The organism is Tolypothrix sp. PCC 7712 (genome assembly GCF_025860405.1).
In the GTDB taxonomy this organism is placed as follows: domain Bacteria; phylum Cyanobacteriota; class Cyanobacteriia; order Cyanobacteriales; family Nostocaceae; genus Aulosira; species Aulosira diplosiphon.
The window spans coordinates 786,590-806,482 of the sequence record NZ_CP063785.1 but is presented as its reverse complement, the minus strand read 5'-3'; the positions used below and the strand labels follow the sequence as shown (position 1 = coordinate 806,482).

General features: G+C 41.6%; 20 protein-coding genes. 10 read left to right on the top strand and 10 right to left on the bottom strand.

The genetic code is table 11. The features are described from left to right. Positions 1-2 precede the first annotated feature (2 nt). Entirely contained in the window at positions 3-1,475 is a 1,473-nt protein-coding gene (gene tnpC, locus HGR01_RS03120) for an IS66 family transposase (RefSeq protein WP_045868690.1), read from the top strand. Positions 1,476-1,697: 222 nt separating this feature from the next. On the opposite strand, the gene HGR01_RS03115 is transcribed toward tnpC, so the two are convergent. Beyond that, positions 1,698-3,281: an AAA-like domain-containing protein gene (locus HGR01_RS03115; protein ID WP_045871984.1), complete on the bottom strand. Its 1,584-nt coding sequence runs from the start codon at positions 3,279-3,281 to the stop codon at positions 1,698-1,700. A gap of 202 nt (positions 3,282-3,483) precedes the next feature. On the opposite strand from HGR01_RS03115, the gene HGR01_RS03110 reads away from it, so the two are divergent. Continuing rightward, positions 3,484-4,203, top strand: a complete 720-nt coding sequence (locus tag HGR01_RS03110) for a 16S rRNA (uracil(1498)-N(3))-methyltransferase (protein ID WP_045871983.1) — start codon at positions 3,484-3,486, stop codon at positions 4,201-4,203. An 84-nt stretch (positions 4,204-4,287) separates the two neighbouring features. Continuing rightward, positions 4,288-5,364 carry a tetratricopeptide repeat protein gene (locus HGR01_RS03105; protein WP_045871982.1) on the top strand — a complete coding sequence of 359 codons (1,077 nt, stop codon included), beginning with the start codon at positions 4,288-4,290 and terminating at the stop codon, positions 5,362-5,364. Positions 5,365-5,431: 67 nt separating this feature from the next. Here the strand turns inward: HGR01_RS03105 and HGR01_RS03100 are convergent, their stop codons facing one another. Further along, positions 5,432-5,998 carry a hypothetical protein gene (locus HGR01_RS03100; RefSeq protein WP_045871981.1) on the bottom strand — a complete coding sequence of 189 codons (567 nt, stop codon included), beginning with the start codon at positions 5,996-5,998 and terminating at the stop codon, positions 5,432-5,434. A gap of 421 nt (positions 5,999-6,419) precedes the next feature. Between HGR01_RS03100 and HGR01_RS03095 the strand changes: the two genes are divergently transcribed. Further along, positions 6,420-7,088, top strand: coding sequence for an esterase/lipase family protein (locus tag HGR01_RS03095; protein ID WP_045872134.1), 669 nt, complete (start codon positions 6,420-6,422; stop codon positions 7,086-7,088). On the opposite strand, the gene HGR01_RS03090 is transcribed toward HGR01_RS03095, so the two are convergent. Next, complete coding sequence (locus HGR01_RS03090) at positions 7,018-7,449, bottom strand: VOC family protein (protein ID WP_045871980.1); 432 nt, start codon at positions 7,447-7,449, stop codon at positions 7,018-7,020. The two genes, HGR01_RS03095 and HGR01_RS03090, sit on opposite strands and share 71 nt — an antisense overlap. A 549-nt stretch (positions 7,450-7,998) precedes the next feature. On the opposite strand from HGR01_RS03090, the gene HGR01_RS03085 reads away from it, so the two are divergent. The 3 genes from HGR01_RS03085 to HGR01_RS03075 all read left to right on the top strand — a co-directional run bounded on the left by HGR01_RS03085 (position 7,999) and on the right by HGR01_RS03075 (position 12,445). Beyond that, entirely contained in the window at positions 7,999-8,793 is a 795-nt protein-coding gene (locus tag HGR01_RS03085; RefSeq protein ID WP_045871979.1) for a TIGR00297 family protein, read from the top strand. A gap of 227 nt (positions 8,794-9,020) precedes the next feature. Beyond that, positions 9,021-9,779, top strand: coding sequence for a peptidylprolyl isomerase (locus tag HGR01_RS03080; RefSeq protein WP_045871978.1), 759 nt, complete (start codon positions 9,021-9,023; stop codon positions 9,777-9,779). Further along, positions 9,728-12,445: a type I secretion system permease/ATPase gene (locus HGR01_RS03075; RefSeq protein ID WP_045871977.1), complete on the top strand. Its 2,718-nt coding sequence runs from the start codon at positions 9,728-9,730 to the stop codon at positions 12,443-12,445. Before HGR01_RS03080 ends, HGR01_RS03075 begins: the two co-directional genes overlap by 52 nt. A gap of 49 nt (positions 12,446-12,494) precedes the next feature. Here the strand turns inward: HGR01_RS03075 and HGR01_RS03070 are convergent, their stop codons facing one another. The 4 genes from HGR01_RS03070 to HGR01_RS03055 form a co-directional block, all read right to left on the bottom strand. Beyond that, the gene (locus HGR01_RS03070; protein ID WP_045871976.1) at positions 12,495-12,752 is read right to left on the bottom strand and encodes a hypothetical protein; all 258 of its coding nucleotides are present in this window, start codon (positions 12,750-12,752) and stop codon (positions 12,495-12,497) included. Continuing rightward, a complete protein-coding gene (locus HGR01_RS03065; protein ID WP_045871975.1) occupies positions 12,730-12,951 on the bottom strand; it encodes a hypothetical protein in 222 nt (73 codons plus the stop codon). The genes HGR01_RS03070 and HGR01_RS03065 overlap by 23 nt, the downstream gene beginning before the upstream one ends. A 137-nt stretch (positions 12,952-13,088) precedes the next feature. After that, the gene (locus tag HGR01_RS03060) at positions 13,089-13,925 is read right to left on the bottom strand and encodes a DUF4351 domain-containing protein (protein ID WP_045871974.1); all 837 of its coding nucleotides are present in this window, start codon (positions 13,923-13,925) and stop codon (positions 13,089-13,091) included. A gap of 103 nt (positions 13,926-14,028) precedes the next feature. Next, positions 14,029-14,334, bottom strand: coding sequence for a hypothetical protein (locus HGR01_RS03055; protein ID WP_052335285.1), 306 nt, complete (start codon positions 14,332-14,334; stop codon positions 14,029-14,031). 279 nt (positions 14,335-14,613) lie between these two features. On the opposite strand from HGR01_RS03055, the gene HGR01_RS03050 reads away from it, so the two are divergent. Next, on the top strand, positions 14,614-15,795 hold the full coding sequence (locus HGR01_RS03050) for an aldo/keto reductase (RefSeq protein WP_045871973.1): 1,182 nt from the start codon (positions 14,614-14,616) through the stop codon (positions 15,793-15,795). 89 nt (positions 15,796-15,884) lie between these two features. Here the strand turns inward: HGR01_RS03050 and HGR01_RS03045 are convergent, their stop codons facing one another. After that, the gene (locus tag HGR01_RS03045; protein ID WP_228045410.1) at positions 15,885-16,277 is read right to left on the bottom strand and encodes a hypothetical protein; all 393 of its coding nucleotides are present in this window, start codon (positions 16,275-16,277) and stop codon (positions 15,885-15,887) included. 339 nt (positions 16,278-16,616) lie between these two features. After that, on the bottom strand, positions 16,617-17,579 hold the full coding sequence (locus tag HGR01_RS03040; RefSeq protein ID WP_045871972.1) for a M48 family metallopeptidase: 963 nt from the start codon (positions 17,577-17,579) through the stop codon (positions 16,617-16,619). Positions 17,580-17,704: 125 nt separating this feature from the next. Here HGR01_RS03040 and HGR01_RS03035 point away from each other — a divergent pair, with 125 nt between their 5' ends. Next, positions 17,705-19,282, top strand: a complete 1,578-nt coding sequence (locus HGR01_RS03035; RefSeq protein WP_045871971.1) for a helicase C-terminal domain-containing protein — start codon at positions 17,705-17,707, stop codon at positions 19,280-19,282. Here HGR01_RS03035 and HGR01_RS03030 read toward each other — a convergent pair. Then, positions 19,227-19,394 carry a hypothetical protein gene (locus HGR01_RS03030; protein ID WP_168161002.1) on the bottom strand — a complete coding sequence of 56 codons (168 nt, stop codon included), beginning with the start codon at positions 19,392-19,394 and terminating at the stop codon, positions 19,227-19,229. The genes HGR01_RS03035 and HGR01_RS03030 overlap by 56 nt on opposite strands. Positions 19,395-19,547: 153 nt before the next feature. On the opposite strand from HGR01_RS03030, the gene HGR01_RS03025 reads away from it, so the two are divergent. Continuing rightward, positions 19,548-19,760, top strand: coding sequence for a DUF2839 domain-containing protein (locus HGR01_RS03025; protein WP_045871970.1), 213 nt, complete (start codon positions 19,548-19,550; stop codon positions 19,758-19,760). Positions 19,761-19,893 lie beyond the last annotated feature (133 nt).

The following is a 19,893-nucleotide window of genomic DNA, read 5'->3' as shown; positions in this document are numbered from 1 at the left end:
ATATGAACCAAAACCTGCCTCAAGATTTAGACCGGGAAAGCTTGAACCAGTTATCGAAACAAGAACTGGTAGAGATAATCATTGAGCAGAGCAAGGTAATAGGTGAATTACAGAAAACAGTATTAGAACTACAGCAAGAAATAGAACGTTTAAAAGTCAGCAGAGATTTAGACAGCAAAACCTCATCTAAGCCGCCATCAGGGGACATCCTCAAAAAGAGTGAAAACAAAAAAGCAGCACCGCAAGAAGAATCAAATCATCCCAAAAGAAAGCCAGGTGGGCAACCAGGGCATCAAGGTAAGACCCGTAAGGGTTTTGGTAGAGTAGATCGTTGTGAAATCTTACGTCCAAGTGATTGTGTCTGTTGTGGTCAAAAAGCGTTTGCGGCTGTGGCAGTAAAAGTAGAAAAACAGTCTGTAGCGCAACTAGTGGAGCGTCCCATTGAAATAGTTGAGTATCAACGCCATACGTGCCAGTGTGAGTACTGTGGCAATATACAAACAGCCTCCTGGTCACAAGATATCATCCCAGGACAGGATTTAGGGATTTCTTTACAGGCATTTTTAGGATGGGCAAATAATTATGCACATATGCCCTATGAAAAACAGCAAGAAATGTTGTGGGAGTTAGGTCAAATTGAAATTGGGCTGGGAACTTTAGTCACCACAAATGAACGAATTCAAACAGCGATTCAACCAAGCATTACTGAGTTAAGTAATTGGGTAAAACAGACACAACCTAACATTCATGTGGATGAAACACCTTGGTCTGTCAAGGGAGTTAAAGAATGGTTGTGGGTAGTTGCCAATTCTGAGTTTTGCCTGTTTACTGCTGCTGACACTCGTTCCAGAGCAGAACTAGAAGCCATTTTAGGGGCTAAATATACAGGGGTAATCAGCAGCGATGATTTTAGTGTTTACAATGGCTATGCGGTGCCTGAGCAGCAGAAATGTTTGGCTCATCTACGCCGTCACTTCAAAAAACTAATTCAACTTCCAGGTCTTCACAACCAAGCTATTGGTGAAGCATTTGTGGATTTAATTGATGAAGCTTTTGGAAATTATGCCCAATGGTTTGAGACTCTTGACTGCGCCAGTTATAACGATTGGGTCAATCAATTCAAATCTAAATTGCAACAAACACTTGATGACTGGATTAACTTAGCCGGAGCTACAGCAGGAAACCTTTTACGTTCCTTGCGCGATAAAGCCTCCCAATGGTGGTATTTCCTTGACAACCCTGAAGTTCCTCCTGATAACAATCAAGCCGAGCGATCGCTGCGTTTGGCTGTGACAAAACGTAAAGTTAGTGGTGGTTCCCGTTCGATGGAGCGGTTTCAACATACTGCCAATTTGTTGACGGTGGTTCAAACCTGTCGTCGTCAAAGTCTGTCTGTTATTGATTTTTTTGTACAAGCACTAATTGCTGACTCTATTAATTCTCAGTCTCGCCCTTCTCTAGTTCCTCAATTTTAGACCTGAATCCTTACACTTTTGACTGACTCTTACCTGTAAGCTTGACTTACCCATCTGTCGAGAGTTCAATACATAGCAAAAATTTCCATTTTTCAATTCCTCATACAGATTTTTGTCAGCTTGTCTCTCTATATAACTAGGATGATCAGGTTTTAAAGTTCCGCTAACTTGATAATATTTTTCTGCTTGATTCATTGTTAATTTTTACCTATCTACTATCTGTTAAAGGAACATTTGGAAATAAAGCCGATATAATTCACAACGCGGTTCTGCAAAATAACCTTTTAACTTTATCAATCCCAAACGTTGCAAAGACTTTGCAATCTGCGGACGTAACTTAACTGGAGTTTCTGCATCCGCCGATATAACTTGACTGAATGCTGTTCTCAACTCTAGATTATTTTCGAGTTGTTCCAAGAGTTCGCGTAGATGGTCACTAAATGCTCCAGATGGGGTGGGTGCTTCTTTTAAAAATTGCTCAAATTTCTTTTTATTAAACTTAAATTCATCGATACTAATTCGCAGAAGATAAGGATGACCTCCTACCATAGCCATCAGTTGATCAATGTTTTGTCCTTTCAACTTAAGATCATGAGCCTTGAGTAACTTTTGTACTTGCTCCCGACTAAGTTCAGGTAAATCAACGACTAAACCTACATTAGCAAGAGGTGAGCTATGGATATCTAAAGAGGTATAAAATTCTGTAGAATGAACAATGATCAAACGGAGCTTTTCCCAAATCTTGCTATTTGGATCGCCGCGTCTTGCCATATCGTGAAAACTCCGCAGCAGACTACAAAAATCTTGGGCAATTTCATGATGTTCAAAAATTAAATCGACATCATTCAGAGCTAAAACAAAATCATTAGCTGTGTTTGGTAATAAGTATTTTTTAAAGTATTCGCTACTGTTATAACTAGGAGTTAGTTGATTATTCCAATACTCATTTACCTTATTACTCAACCCTAGCTCGTTACTAATAACACCACAAAATGACTGTAAAAATCTCTCCATATCAGTCGCAACTTGGCGATTTACTAACCGCCGACAACTCAAAGTTACGGTTTGAAAGTTATTCGCTCTTGCATAAGTAAGAATCCTGTTCATCAGAGATGTTTTCCCCATCTTGTCAGGCGCTTTAATCCGGATTAGGGCACCTAGCTGCTTAATCGCCTCATAACAGCGCTGCTCGGTAGGAGGGCGTTCTATATAAACATCGTTAGGGGATTGATTTACTATCTTTTTACGGAGGACTGGAGTTGATTCTTCGGGAATACCTTGCAGTTGAATTTCTACACAGCCAAACTCATAAGCCTCTTCAGGTGAGCGATTCGCCCCCAGTGCTTTATAAAAACCAACGGCGAAAGCGATCGCAGCTTGATCGCCAATTGCTCTATTCATACCAATTACAAACGAGATATGCTGGGCAATAGCTCTGGCTTGAATGTCTGAATAACAAGCATTTAGAACTACGCATTGAACTTGATGGGCTACTAATTCAAACAACGCAGCTAAAGCCTGGGGCGTTACTGGCTGCATTTTACCTAACTCATTTTCAAAGCAAAGCTCACCAGTACTTATGCCATGTCCAGAAAAATGTACAATATGAGGCTGAAAATTCAGTAATTCTTGGCTCACATCTCCTGGACGCACAGCAAATCCGAACTCTAACAGAAATCTTGCTCGCTGATTGGCTAGTTGTAGCTTTTGTTTGATTTCTTGTAACTCTTTTTGTAAACGCAGCCTAGCAGTATCAGTAGGTTCAGCCGTCAAAAACAGAATTCTAATCTGGCTATCGTTGGTCATCCAGAATCGTTCCCCAAGTTCAATTAATAACCTGCATCGTTTTTCACTCCTAGCCTTGATTCCGCATACTTACGAGAAACTACTGAAGTGGATTTATTCGATTTTAATGTTTTTATGAAGATATACACAGATATTTCCCTAAAAACCGAAGTTACTACGGAAAGCAAACAAATATTGATACTCACTCAGTGCGGAAAATCTTATGTCTCAACTACAAAGAATTGCGATCGCACCTTCTCAACTCCAAGCAGGGGAAATTTCACTCACCAAAGAACAACAACACTATCTAGCAAGGGTGTTGCGGTTGCGTGAGGGCGATCGCTTTATTGCGATGGATGGTAAGGGTAAATGGTGGTTGACGCAGCTATTAGGGGAGCAAGGGCAGGTTTTAGAAGCTTTGGTGGTGGAAACTGAGTTACCTGTATCAATTACTCTGATGGTGGCTTTACCCAAAGGTAGCGGCTTTGATGAAGTCGTTAGGTGTTGCACAGAGTTGGGAGTCACAACTATTGCCCCAGTATTGAGCGATCGCACTTTACTGCAACCCAGCCCGCAAAAATTGGAACGCTGGCGGCGGATTGCGGCGGAAGCTGCGGAACAATCGGAGCGCGCTTTTATACCGACAATTTTAGAACCTGTGGCTTTTAGCAGTAGTTTGTCTTTTGCCAACAGCCACAAATATATCTGTGAAGCGCGAGGAAATTTACCTCACCTCAAAAAGTGCTTGCAAAACCAAGGACAAATGACAAATGACCAAGAACTAGTTATAGCTACAGGCCCAGAAGGTGGATGGACACAACCAGAAATTGATAGTGCGATCGCAGCAGGATTTCAACCAGTTTCCCTTGGTCGGAGAATTTTGCGAGCAGTCACAGCGCCAGTAGTGGCTTTATCACTAGTTTCCGCAGCGTGTGAAGTATAAATGATGTATATCTCATGCACTTAGCCCAGCCGTTACCGCAGGGTAGGCGCGAGACATTCTTTTCGCGTGGATGTAAACAAAGTGATGATTGAACAAGTTGCCACGGCCTTTGAACGTAAAGACTATAGCACCGCAGCTAAATTACTCCAACAGCTGTTAAAAGAATCACCAGAAAATCCTTGGGTGCAATTTTATTTAGGGCGGCTGCATGAAGTCTCAAAAAAGTACGAGAATGCGGAAAAAATTTATCGGCAGCTGCTACGAAGTACAACCAATAGTAAAATTTTGATGCAAGCGCGTCAGGGTTTGCAGCGAATCCAAGAAATTGAGCAAGAAGTTAGACAAAGGGCTATTATTCAGGCGACAACAGAACCTAGCGAGACTGAACTAGGCTTACTTGTCTTAGAACCTCTCAGCAACGAATTAAAAGCCGAAGCAGCCCCGAAATTTGCCCAAATATGGCAAATTGACACTTATACTGCCAGATTAACTTTGCCTAGTCGCGGCTGGAAGTTATATCGCACTGGACAAATCGGTGAATTGAAATTTTACGGTACACAATTACAAAATGCAGGTATTCCCTGCTTTTGGGCAACAATTGCCGAGATTAAGCAGATTCAAGTATTTCAAGTTAATTATTTTGCTGAATCGGCAACAAATACTACTGTGGTTTGTCGTAACCAAACCAGTCAACTTGGTTCTTTAACGTTTAATTGGTCAGAGGTGAAAGCACGAGTGTCGGGAATGCTGCCGATTTTTGAACAAGTTGTAGACGTTAACGCGCAACGTAAACTAGAACGCAAAACTCAAACTCAAGATTATGCCGAATTTTGCGATTTACACCTACCCAGTAGGCGTTGCATTTTGCGGCTTTCCGATCAAAGCTATCAATTTCAACAAGGGCTAGAAATCGCTACTCACCCTAACCAAAATACTATCAAAATTAATTGGAATATTTTACAAGAATGGCTGGGAAAGCAAATTCCCGAAGTCAAAGTATGGTCAGATTTTACACACTTTGCTGAGACAATATTAGACCATACAGAAATGCTGAGTAACATTCAGTCTCACGTTCTCCTGTTTCGCAGGGATAAGACTAATTGGGACTCAGCATTTCATTTATATAGTGGGTTGGTATTTTCACATCTTAGGGAATTTTAGATTTTGGATCTTAAATTTTTCGATTGAAGATTCAAAATCCAAAAAACCCTCTGCCTAAATCAACATATTAGCCAGGAGTTTTGACTTGACGTGCCATATCTAAATAAACACTCATGTTAGCTCCTGGACGACGACGACCGTTAGAACTACCAGCGCCAGCAGCAACATATTTGGGTGCAAAGGTGGTTTCTTTTGGTTGTTCTTTAACTACTTTGGCTGATACAGCTTTGTCATTTTTACCAGGTTCAATTTTCAAGCCTTCAGCAGTCTGCACTAGAGCAACATCAGCAGGTTTTGGTTCTTTAGCTGATTTTTTCTTAGATGATTTAGATGCAGCAGTTTTTGTACCATTCAATGATGGTGCTGGAGCTTGTGATGTAACTGTTTCAGCTGCTTTTTTGGCATTATCTGCAACTGTTTCGGCTGCTTTCTTGGTATTATCTGCAACTGCTACAGCTGCTTTCTTGGCGCTATCTCCTACTTCTTTAGCTGCTTCCTTAACAGCAGCTACAGGCTTTGCTTCCTTGGATTCATCTAGCTCCAAGTAGTAACCATTGCTTTTCTTATTTTTACCTGGTAATAGTCCAGTAATAAAACTGACAATCCCTGCAATCAACTTTTTGATAAAATCCATTACAATCTCTCCCTGCCTTTTAAATCTGGAATCCCTACCGTAATTGTTAAAAATTACGACATTATTTTACGTTTTTTTACTTTTCGTGATCTTATTCTAGATGACAACCAATATAGGTTTCTACTTAATCAACATTGTAATAATAATACAGGGCAAGTATTTTCAACTGATTTGTACAAGCACTCGCACCCTGCATACAATGCATACACTGGAAATTAATTATTAAATTTTACTGTAACTGAGGGCAAGATTCTGAAAGTTGGCGTAACAAAAATTAACATTTTGTTATCTGCTCCATACCATTAAAAATTCTAATGCAGTGGCTAGCTGTTAACCAGTGAAACTACTGTCATAGTTTCTTTGTCAATCAGGCACAGACTAGTTAGATTTTCTACAGAAGTGATTAAGCAAAGATATGGAGATAAACACTAACAATCAGCAGCGCAATCCCCTGTTGTTAATACATGGTATTGATGACACAGGCGCAGTTTTCTACCGCATGGGGAAATATTTAAAACAACAAGGTTGGTCTGTATATGCTTTAGATTTAGTGCCTAATAATGGTGCAGTCGGTTTAGATAAGTTGGCACAGCAGGTAGCAGACTATGTCGCCAAAGAATTTCCCCCAGAACAACCACTAGATTTAGTGGCTTTCAGTATGGGAGGAATTGTCAGCCGTTACTATATCCAAAGGCTTGGGGGAATAAACCACGTACAGAGGTTTATAACAATTGCTTCGCCCCATCATGGTACGGTGATCGCTTATGGTTCTCTGCGACCTGGTTGCGTGCAGATGCGCCCCAACAGTGCTTTACTCAATGATTTGAATTCTGATGTCGCAATGTTGGAGGCGATTAATTTTACATCAATCTGGACTCCCTATGATTTGATGATCGTCCCAGCTAAGAGTTCACAAATGCCAGTGGGAAGAGAGGTAGTTTTACCTGTGGGATTACACCCTTGGATGCTAACTGATGCTAGGTGTTTGAAAATAGTAGCAGAAACCTTAACAGAACCAATTAAACCCTATCCCCAATTTGCGTATACTGAGAACTTCCAAAAATCGCCTCTGGGTGACAGTAATATTTAAATTCCATCAAGTTATAAAAGGGATCTTCTAAAAAGAAAGTACGATGCTCTAAAGGTAAACCAACAAAACGATATTTCGCTTCTTCTTTAAATAGTAGTTTTTGCTTTTGTGCCTTTTCTAATAAATCTTGCCAGTCTTGTTCGGCTGTAAAAACTAGCCCAAAGTGTCTTGGATAGATACCACGTTGTGGTGTTAATGGTTCTTTAGTAACGTGAGCTACTAATTGATGACCAAATAAATTAAGGATTAAAGCATGGGGATTTTCACGCCCAGGAATACAGCCTAAACCATCAACATAATATGCTTTGGTTTCGGCAATATTAGTTACAGGGAAAGCAAGATGAAATAAAGTTGCGCTCATAGCTTTTGCCTAGAACACTAGTAGTTGTTAGTACTATATATGATTTATTCTGAAATTATTAATTATACGAATAACAATTCAAATAATGTTGACGAAAAATAAACTCTTTGTAGGGCACGGCACCAGTAATATAATTTGATATACCGAAAGATTGTGGATGCCGTGCCCCTACTACCAATCTGTTGCGTTTTTTGCCAAATGGTATAATCAACGCACCATCCATGCGGCTTTGCTTTAGGCGCTAGGATAGTTATTTCGTGACAAATTATATTGGAAATCAGTGCCTAACGCACTCTACTTTATAAGTAGCCTCTAACAAGTGAATTTTATTACGTATTCAGCAATATAAGTGTGGGAAATCCGGATTGAAGTGCTGACTACAAAATAATTTATTCATCAAAATTAATCTTGTGAATCATATAGGTTTTTCCGGAAAGAGGAAGGAATATCTGTAATTGTTGGATTAGGGGGTGGAGACGATCCAGCAGCAAAGTGAGAAATTCGCTATTCTGTTGATATTCGGGCCACACTAATTGTCATATATTGCTAATGCTCTCTTTGTTTGATTCTGCGAATCCTTGGTTGGTGGGAGTGGGATTGAATGCCATTTTATTGGCTTTAGTTTGGATTGCTCCCAAAAAGCTGCTGACTCCAGCAGGAATATTCCACGCCTGGGTATTAGGCGTAATTATTTGGGGAACATTAGGTTGGCAGGGGTATCTAGTAGTAGCGTTTTATTTTTTAGTAGGTTCTGGGGTAACACGCATTGGGATAGCTCAAAAGGAAGCTGAAGGGATTGCAGAAAAGCGTTCTGGGGCTAGAGGCCCGGAAAATGTCTGGGGTTCGGCGTTGATTGCGGCGCTGTGTGCTTTAGGAATCGGAACGTTAAGTGCAGGATTCTTTTCTCTTCCCCAGTCTGTAGTCATTAGTCTCAACTCTCTATTGATTTTGGGCTATGTGGCGAGTTTTAGTACCAAACTTTCTGACACTTGTGCGAGTGAGGTAGGTAAAGCATACGGTAAACGAACCTTTTTGATTACCACATTGCAACCAGTACCTCGCGGAACCGAAGGCGCAGTGAGTTTAGAAGGAACCTTCGCTGGGGTTGTGGCTTCCATTGCAATCGCCTTTATTGGTTGGGGTGTCGGTTTAATCGATTTTGCTGGTGTAGTTTGGTGTGCGATCGCAGCTTTGATTGCTACCAGTTTAGAAAGCGTCATTGGCGCAACGCTGCAATCTCAATATACTTGGCTCACCAATGAATTGGTCAATATTATCAATACCTTGATTGGTGCGATCGCTGCTATGTTAATTGCCTTTACCTGGGCCAGTGTAATGGCTTAATTCTCGCTCTGAAATTTCAATATATAAATTTTTCGTAGATGGGCAAGCGCTAAATTTAGCAATTCCTTTCTACTAAAAGAATATTAGTAAATATCAAAAATGATTTTCTAAATTATTTTATTTAATGAAATTAATAATGTATATGGGTAACTCATTATATGGCTATTTATAGATGATTGTGGTTGTAATAGTATAAAAAATTTAATTTTTCCTCTCAGGATTGCTTTATGGAATCTTTATCATTTTTAACTGTTGATCGGCAATCTATTTCTATTGAACAAGCAGTAAAATATCTCCAAGCCTCCGGCAAATTGTCGCAGTTTATCGGCGATATTATTCGCCAGTACGTGATTGAACAAGAAATCAATACTAGAGACGATATTGAGATCAATCCGGCTTTAACTGAACAGACAATTATTGATTTTCGTCTCAAAAATCAACTCACAGACCCCCAAATTTTTCAAGAATGGTTAAAGAAAAATGGCACAGATTACGCCACCTTTCATGCATCAGCTGCCTACAACTTTAAGTTAGAAAAACTGAAAGCTTTAGTTACAGAACCGAAACTACCAGAGTATTTCATTGAGCGAAAAATTTATTTAGATCGGGTGGTACTATCGAGGATTTTTGTTGATAATCGCGAGCTTTGCGAAGAACTACTAACTCAAATTGAAGAAGGAGGTAGTTTTGAGCAACTAGCTAAAGAATATTCCTTAGCAGAAGATCGCATTGTTAACGGCATGATGGGGCCAATTAGTCGGGGAACATTACCAGATAAAATCAGAGCCGCAATTGATGCAGCAGTTCCCGGAGAATTGATTGGGCCAATAGAACTAGAAGAACGTTATGGTTTGTTTCGATTAGAACAATTTCTGCCAGCTTCTTTAGAAGATACTCAACTAAAGCAAGTGCTACAAAATGAGTTGTTTGAAAAATGGCTAGCAGAGAAAATTCAAAAGCTGACAGTCAAATTACAAGTGAAATAAAACTTCTGGATAATCAATCTTTACGAATAAACGTGCTAGCTTCTGTACCCTGGAATCAACCACCTCTATGCTGGCTGACTCCTGAACAACAAACTCGATTACAAAATCACTCAGAAATTCGTCGCTATCGTCTTGGTGAAAAAATTTGGTCAAATACTATTGGAGGTTATCAGTTTTTTCTTGTTACTGGTAAAGTGCGCTTGCGTGAAGAAGGAATTGGCAAGCCATTAGCTGCTTTGCAAGCAGGTGATTGGTTTGGTGACTTACAAAATTTAGCTGTAGAATGCAAAGCTGTAGCTGCTAGTAAAGAAGTCATCGTAGTCTGTTGGGAAACAGCATTATGGAAAGAAGTTTCTACGCCACAAATGGAAAGCTTCTTTCAAGGCGTACAGGATGAGCAGAGAGCAGAGGAGCAGAGGAGCAGAGGAGCAGAGGAGCAGGGGGAAGGGGAAATTATCACGTCCTCAATCACCAGTCCCCAATCCCCAGTCCCCAGTCCCCAATCCCCAATCCCCAATCCCCAATCCCTAATCCCCACCTATAACTATCCGTTTGTCGCTAGCTGGAATACAGCCGCAGCTTGTTTAACGATGGTGGCGCAGCATTTGGATCATGCTGTGAAGCTGGAATGGGTACAACGCCAACTGCGGGGACAACGCCCGAAAAATGTTGTGGAAGCAGCAGAAAAGTTAGGATTGGTGTTGCAGCGATTGCAAATTAATTGGACTGATTTGCGCGCCTTGTCATTTCCGGCTTTGATACAGTGGAATTCTGGCTCACAAGAAAGTCCTAGCTGGGTAGTAGCCTATGGAGTCAAAGCTGATCGCTTAATTATCGCTAATCCCCTCAATAGCGATCGCACTTGTGAAAGTCTCCCCCAATCTGTGGTAGAAGCAGCTTGGGATGGGCAAATGTGGACAGTAGAACTGATTTCTCAGCAAGAAAAATTTAATCTGAGTTGGTTTACTCCCGCAGTTTGGAAATATCGCGGATTACTCGGCGAAGTTTTACTCGCGTCTTTGACATTGCAGCTGTTGGGGTTAACAACACCGCTAATTACCCAAGTTGTGATTGATAAAGTCATGGTGCAAGAGAGTTTACCGACTCTCGATGTCATGGCGATCGCACTTTTATTGGTAGCAATATTTGAAGCTGTACTCGGCATACTGCGTTTATTTATCTTCACCCATACCGCCCGACGTTTAGATTTAAGTTTATCAGCGCAGCTATTTCGTCACTTAATGCGTTTGCCTTTAGCTTATTTTGAATCGCGGCGTGTTGGGGACACAGTAGCAAGAGTTCAAGAACTCGAACAAATCCGCCAATTTCTCACAGGTACAGCCTTAACGGTGATTTTGGATAGCATCTTTGCTGTGGTGTATTTAGCATTGATGTTTTATTACAATATTCCCCTCACCTTTGTGGCTTTGGCGGTATTGCCATTATTTGCCACATTAACTATTGTGGCGACACCAATTTTGCGGGGTTGGTTGAATGAAACCTTTAACCGCAGCGCTGATAGTCAATCGTTTTTGGTTGAGACAGTTACCGGGATACATTCAGTTAAAGCCCATGCAGCCGAACCAGTAGCCCGCGATCGCTGGGAAGGTTTATTTGCGCGCTTCATTCGCACCAGTTTTAAAGCCTCTACTACCTCTAACATCAGCAGCAATTTGGGTGACTTTCTCACCAATTTTTCTACCTTGTTAATTCTCTGGTTTGGGGCAAAATTAGTTATTGATCATCAACTTACAATTGGTCAACTGGTAGCTTTTCAAATGTTATCAGGAAGAGTCACTGGGCCACTGTTACGCCTTGTGCAATTGTGGCAAAATCTGCAACAAGTTCTACTTTCTGTAGATAGAATTGGTGATATTCTGAATGTTGCACCAGAAGCAGAACCAGGGACAGGCTTAGTATTACCAAATCTCAACGGACAAATCACTTTTGAGCAAGTATTTTTCCGTTATCAAGCAAGTACAGAACCAGTATTACGCGGCATTTCTTTTAATGTTGAACCCGGACAATTTGTCGGTATTGTTGGGCGTAGCGGTTCTGGTAAAAGTACCCTTTCAAAATTATTACAACGCCTATATTCAATAGAATCAGGACGCATTTTAATTGATGGTTTTGATATCAAAAGTGCCGATTTAGCTTCACTGCGGCAACAAATTGGTGTTGTTTTACAAGAAGACTTTTTATTTAACGGTTCCATCTTAGAAAATATCACCCTCGGCAACCCCGATATTACCGCCGAGCAAGTAGTAGAAGCCGCTAGGTTAGCCGTAGCCCATGATTTCATCAGTCAATTACCCTACGGTTACGAAACCAATGTGGGCGAACGGGGTACAGCTTTATCAGGGGGACAGAGACAACGCATAGCCCTAGCGCGGTTGTTCCTTTCCTCAGCACCGATTTTAATTTTGGATGAAGCCACCAGCGCCTTAGATAGCGAAACCGAACAGCAAGTACTGCAAAACCTACAAAAAATTTCCGCCAACCGCACCGTATTTCTTATCGCCCATCGTTTCGCCCCCCTCAAACGTGCGGATTTAATTTTGGTGATGGAACAAGGGGTAATTGCAGAACGTGGTACTCATCCGCAATTGTTGCAGCAAAAGGGATTGTACTGGTCACTTTATCAACGTCAGCAAGCGAATATTTAGCATCACCTCATTACCAGGCTGGGCCTGGTAATGCATAATTAGTTGGATTTTAATTCAACAATGCATCATACTCATCATGAGTACCGATCCAAAACCAGTAATAATCATCTCCCTTTTTTAAAGCCAAAGCGCGATATCCACCGCTAACACGCGCAGACCAAAGATTTTTGCCAACTTTCTTAAAGTGCAAAGACGGATGAGATTGATTTTCTTGCCAAATTTGATAGGCTTTTTTTGCTTGTTCCTTTACATCATCTGGTAGTCGCGCATAAGCTTCCCAAAAATCAGGAGTTGTTAAGGATTTCATCTATATCTTGCACCCGGTTTGCTGCAATATCGGCTTCAGCTTTCGCGATTAATTTATCTAATTTTCCCGATACCAAATCAGTTTCGATTTGTTTATCCCACATTTGTTCTAAATATTCTTCCAGCCAAGCAGCTAGTTGACGAATATCATTTTCCGATAATTGTTTGATAGCGGCTTCAATTTCTGGCAAAGTACTCATATTTGAGTCGATACCTCAATGTTTTCCTTAATTTTATTGTTTTAGTCAAAAAACTTAAACTGTGTAGCGAATATCTTAAAAGTCAAGCGATCGCCTTGCTGAATTATTCAGGCGATCGCTTATTTTTCTGTATCTGCTTAAGCTGGGGAGATATTTGTCAGGTAATTGACTAAATCAGCTTGGCTAGTGAAATCTAACAGCGCCTCGGCTAAATCTTCTAGTTGAGCAACAGATAAAGCACGAATCTGCTGTTCCGTCTGCGGCTCAATTGCACCAAACCGTCGTGTCAAAAGACGCAGAATTAGTTGTAACGCCTCTTGTTTCTTTCCTCGTTCTTCTCCCTTCTGCAAAATATCCTGGTAAATCACAGATTCTTGCATAATATCCTCTCGAAAAAGCTGTGTAATTAAACTTTTGTCAAACCGCAAACCAGCTAGAAGTTGTACGCAAGCTGATATATTCTGTCGCTCATCTGTTTCTTCAATCATATCCACAGCAGTCGCTACTTGCTGTAATAAGTCTTCTGGGAAGTTACTTTGCGCTAATGTCGCCAGAGGTAAAAGTGCGGGGTTAGCTAGCAAAGGTGTGGGATCTTCTTCCCAAAGGCGAATGACACGGTATTTATGTATGGTGTTGGTGTCTACATATTGGGTTTGATAAGCAATTTCTGAAGATGTAAATTGCAGGAAAATGAGTACCTGCTGAATCTCACACCCGTATTGACGCTTTAATCTGGTGTAGTAATCTAGCATCCGAAAGTCAAGGGGTGGTGTGGATTTGGGTGAAGTTTGAAACTCTAAATGCAGGATTTGATTGGCGATTTGCAGGAAGGTAACAGAATCAGCGCGAATCGGTTCTAGAGTTAATTCGGTTTTAAGTACTTGGATATCTGAAGTTTCAGACGCAAGTAGCCATCTGGCAAAATCGGCTGGGTAGTTTTCTGCGAGGTATTTGCAGGTGTTATCGTAACTCAAGGGCTGATGTTTACTCAGTAAGTATTATTTTGCAGCAAAGTGTAGGCGTAGCCAGCCGTAGGCATCGCACTATGGAATTGTTCAGGCGATCGCCTCAGTATATTTACTGTTTAACGAGGAAAATAACCTCATTGACGAGCTTCCGAGCCTCGTTCACGAGGAAAATAACCTCATTGACGAGCTTCTGAGCCTCGTTCACGAGGAAAATAACCTCATTGACGAGCTTCTGAGCCTCGTTCACGAGGAAAATAACCTCATTGACGAGCTTCTGAGCCTCATTCACGAGGAAAATAACCTCGTTGACGAGCTTCTGAGCCTCGTTCACGAGGAAAATAACCTCATTGACGAGCTTCCGAGCCTCATTCACGAGGAAAATAACCTCATTGACGAGCTTCCGAGCCTCGTTCACGAGGAAAATAACCTCGCCAATCAGAACTGCAATATCAATTGCTTACAGCTTACTTTTTGGTTTAGCCGTAGGCTGATTAATTTTGGGATGCGATAAAACCTGGCAATGTTTTCACAAGAAAAAAGCGAAAGCATGAATTTAAAAATTTTCAAGTAGCAGAAATACACACATCCACGTGGGATATAAATCCCTAAAAACTGCTGTAAACTTCTTTCTGTCCCCATTCCCCGTTCCCCATTCCCCGTTCCCCATTCCCCGTTCCCCCTTCCCCTATCATCAATGCTATACAGAAGATTTGGACGCACAGAATTACAAATCCCGGTATTTTCCTGCGGTGGGATGAGATACCAGTTCAAATGGCAGGATGTTTCCCCAGCAGAGATTCCCCAAGATAAGCAGGATAATCTGGAAGCGACGATTCGCCGGGCGCTAGATTTAGGCATTAATCATATCGAAACTGCCCGTGGTTATGGCACTTCAGAAATGCAATTGGGGCAAGTATTACCCAAGTTTCCCCGCGAAAAGTTGATTGTGCAGACAAAAGTTAGCCCAGTTGCAGATCCTCAAGAATTTAGAGAAACATTTGAGCGATCGCTAAATTATCTGCAACTAGATTATGTTGATTTACTAGGGCTACATGGTGTTAATCATGCTGAATCTTTGCACCATAGCATCCGTCCTGGTGGCTGTTTAGAAGTAGCAAAACAGTTACAAGCTGAAGGCAAAGTACGATTTATTGGCTTTTCTACCCACGGTGCTACAGATTTAATTGTAAAAGCCATTAATACCAATCAATTTGATTATGTGAATCTGCATTGGTACTACATCAATCAATGGAATTGGGCTGCAATTGCCGCAGCTACTCAGCACGATATGGGAGTATTTATCATTAGCCCATCTGATAAAGGCGGAAAGCTTTACAACCCACCGCAAAAATTATTGGATTTGTGCGCGCCTTTGAGTCCGATGGTGTTTAACGATTTATTTTGCCTCAGTCATCCCCAGGTACATACCCTCAGCTTAGGCGCATCCAAACCCCAAGACTTTGACGAACACCTGAAAACCCTAGACTTGCTAGACAGAGCCGATGAAATTTTACCGCCAATCATTGCCCGGTTAGAAGCAGAAGCGATCGCCACTTTAGGAGAAGACTGGGTAAAAACCTGGCGCGTCAATTTGCCCAGCTTTGAGCAAACACCGGGAAAAGTGAATATGCAAGTCATATTGTGGCTGTGGAATTTAGCGATCGCCTACGATATGATTGACTACGCCAAAATGCGCTACAACTTACTAGGCAATGCTAGTCACTGGTTTCCTGGCAACAAAGCCGACAAAATAGACGAACTAGACTTACGCTCATGTCTTGCTCATAGTCCCCAAGCCCAGAAAATCCCCCAAATTTTGAAACAAGCACATCAATTATTAGGGGGTGAAGCGGTTAAACGTTTGTCACAGGAATAAAAGGGAACAGGGAATAGGGAATAGGGAATAGGGGAAAGGTGAAAGGGGAAAGGGGAAAAGGGATAGAATCATCAATTACCAATTACCAATTACCCATTATTCTTAAATTTCATCTTCAAGTTAGTAAAATGCAAAATTGCTTGAATCATTTCTTTCTGTTCTGGCTTTAAATTCAGTTTGTCTAAGGCTTGGTTAAAGTCAGTACCACGATGCAATTCTTCAGCTAATTTTGCCCGTTGTGAGGAATTTAAAACTGCGTAAATTTCTTTATTTCTTCGTTGCCTTATAGCTTGGAGTCTTTGTTTCTGTAAGGGAGTTAAATCACTGTCAGAATAAGATTTAGGAGCTTGAGCAATCATCAAGTTAGGTTGAGTATTGATTTTTTGTGGTAATGCTATAGCAATTCCAGGTAGCAATAATATCAAAAGAGAAATAGTAGATAATATAGATATAAATTTATGAAATATATTGGAAATATTCAATATTCTTAACTCCAGTTCTTAGCTAATCCCAGGTGATTTATAGCGATTCCTATATTGGTGAAGTACAGCGATAAAAATTAACCGACGTTGGAAGCAGATAAACGCCGATAAACGCCGATAAATGTGTATTTCCCTAGACTAGGAACCGCTATATTTTCATATTACGAGAAAAGGGGTTCAACTCTCAAATTATGAATATTTGTCAGTTAATTACAAAAGATAAGGGGAAAGGGGAAAGGGCAAAGCACAAACCTTTAACCCTTTGCCTTTAACCTTTCCCCTATAAAACTTTACATATTTCAAGGTAATTGCGATTACTTACCTACTCAGTAGTAAATATCACTCAGACCGTTTGATTCTGTTAATTTCCTGTTGCAATTCTTCAATTTGACGGCGCAAATTTTCTGCATCATTTTCGGAAGATTCGGAGGTAACATTTACTGCTCCCGAAGCAGGCGATCGCTGATAGTTTCCTTGGCGAATTTGCTGATACTCTTCTGATACTGCCCACTCACGTAAATAGTGTACACGCTCTACAGCAAACGGATGAGTTAGCATCATGCCTTGAGCGCCGTTATACAACAAAAACTTGTAGACTTGATTCAATCCATCAGAGTCTAATGCTTTGTAATTTTCTGACTGATTGATGAATTCCTGTAAATTACATTCGTGGGCATATTTGATACTACCACCAGAAATTTTCATCATTGAAGACATTACGGGATTTAAGTCATCTATTAATAACAGCGCTGCACGATCTGCCGATAACTCTGCTTTGCGCCGCCATTCAAAAAAGGCGTAAATTAAGGCTTGAGTAACAAAATTTCCGATCCCAAAGGTTAACTCTCCTAAGGCCGAAGCAGCACTCATCGCCCACATCGCCATTTGAATTAAAATAGTATGACCACATTTAATATGCCCCAGTTCATGGGCTAGCACCGCCCGAATTTCGACTTCGTCTAGTAAGTCCAGTATCCCTGTATTTATGACTATGTAAGGATTCTCTTGCCCCAACGCATAGCTATTGGCTTGGGGGTTTTGCAAGACAAACAGTGCAGGTTCCGGATAGATATCCAAATCTCGTACACATTCGCGAAAAATCTGGTAAATAGTGGAATATTGACGTGGCCCAACTTGGATGGCGTTACCCATTAAATAAACTAATTGTGGGCGTTCATAGATAAATTCCACAAACTTACGGGCGATTAAATCAAATCCTGGCAAATTACGTAAAGCTTGCTCGGCTTGGCGATCCAGTGGATGCCTAAAGGCTTCGCTGGAAATTCCTGTGTAAGTTGGCATAATTTAGGGAAATAGGTGATTGGTCATTGTTGACTACAAATAACTACTGACTGATGGCTAATGCCAAGATAATAGAAATGGGGCAATTGGAAGTAAAAATCATATTTTAATGGGATTAAAAGCGTGTGATAGAGGCAGAAGTTCATTTGTCATTACATAACTTCCTGCGATCGCAGGCGGGGTTCCCTTCCTGGCCCCATCATTTGACGATGGCAAGGTTGGTAGCACGCGCCTTACGGTTGGGACGTAGCGCCTTAATTCAAGTCGGGGCTGTTAGCGGTTATCAGGGAAGATATCGCACTAGTTTTATAGCATCGGCATTGATGTGGCATGGCCCTGTAATTATTGTGGCTCCGGAATCCGTGCAACAACGCTTGTTAAAAGTTGAAATTCCGCGGCTACAAGAGTGGCTGCAAGCTAAAAAGCCTATTAGAACTGGGGACGATTGGCCTGGTTCTGAGTTCCAAGGGATACTGCTAACTACCCCAGCAGCTTGGTTAAGCAGACAGATAAAAAATGTGCCTCATTTTCCTGAAGGGATTCCCACAATTATTGATGGCGTGGATGATTTAGAAGATTGGGTACGCCATCAACTTACCCAAACTATTCAACCCCACGATTGGGATGAGCTGATGCTGGCTTGTCCAGAACAAGCGGACTTAATTCGTTCGGCGCGATCGCATTTGACGAAAGAATTTTTTCAGCACCCAGCTAATCCCTACGAGTGTTATCTAATTTCTCAACTAGAAGTAGAAATTTTGCAGCGTCTATATTCAGCTTTAGATAGTACTCAACTACCCGACGCTTGGAAAAATTTCTGGCACTACTTCCAAGACATCAACGAGACTTTTTCCCCCTCATCCCCCTTATCTTCCTCATCTCCACCTCCCCCCCTCCTCTGGGCAACTATCGCTCGTCGTCAAGGTTTATTTTCCTTACACTGCGCGCCAATTGAATTAGGAAAAATAGTCGCACCCATTTGGCAACGACAACCTGTAGTGTTCATTGGTAGTGCCTTAGAACCAGAAACAGAAGCTCCTTTGTTCCGTCAGCGCTTGGGATTGGAGGATGTCACTTGTCTGAAGTTCTCGGCGGATAGCCAAACAGACGCTATTCAACTGTATGTACCCTACAAATTACCTCTACCAAACACACCAGAATTTCAAGCGGCGTTTATTCATAAAGTGCGGACGCTGCTGTGTTTGAGTGCGACTGCATCAGGTTTAACAGTTGTGTTAATTGGGGATGTACCGCTAAAGGCGCAAGTCGGAGCAATCCTCGCTTCTGAGTTTGGTTCGCGGGTGCAAGTAGAAAAAACTTGCTTGGATGAAAACGGGATTTTAATTAGCGGTTGGGAATTTTGGCGAGAACATCAAGGTGTTTTACCCGCACCCAATCTATTAGTTATTGCAACTTTGCCCTTGCCATCTTTAGAAAATCCCTTGGTGGCTGGTAGGGTAGCCCACTATAAGCGATCGCATCAAGATTGGTTCCGTTTATATTTATTGCCCACAGCCTTAAATGAATTACAACGTGCAGTTGCACCAGTGCGCGAAAGTCAAGGTATTGTGGCTTTACTTGATGGACGCGTCGTAAATCGCAGCTATGGCGCACAAATTCTCGCATCCCTCAGTCCCTTGGCGCGAATTAACTACCTCGACCCCAGTCTGTTCTCCCATCCCAACGCCGAAAATTCTGCTTAGAAATGACTGTTGACTGTTGACTGTTGACTGTTGACTGTTGACTGTTGACTGTTGACTGTTGACTGTTGACTGTTGTCAACCGCAACGCGTAGGCGTAGCCCGTCGTAGACATCGCTGCACAGTAAACGTTATCATCAGCTTATTGCGGCATTCTATGCTTCAATTGACTGCCACAATTTCATTGGCACTGGAGATGGGATTCATTTGGAATCAATGCCAATCTACACTTAGAACATAAATGAATTGAGAATTTAAATTGCTGATTATGGGTGAAGCAAAGCGTCGCAAAACCACACTGGGAGACAAATACGGTCAAGATACTCGCATTTTACCGTGGGTTCCGATTACCAAAACTCAAGGTGAACTATTTGTGCAATGGACTACTCGCGGTGCCTGGATAGGTATTGGTGTGATGGTTGCTGCTTGGGTTACCATCCGTTTTATTGGCCCCGCTTTTGGTTGGTGGCAAGTAGTGTAGTCTCTTAAGATTGGGGACTGGGGAACTCGGGGCCCCCTCTGGGGATAAGGGGTAATGGGGATTAGGGATTGGGGATTAGAATTTTTACACAGCACTCACAACTCTTGGAAAGACGCGATTAATCGCGTCTCTC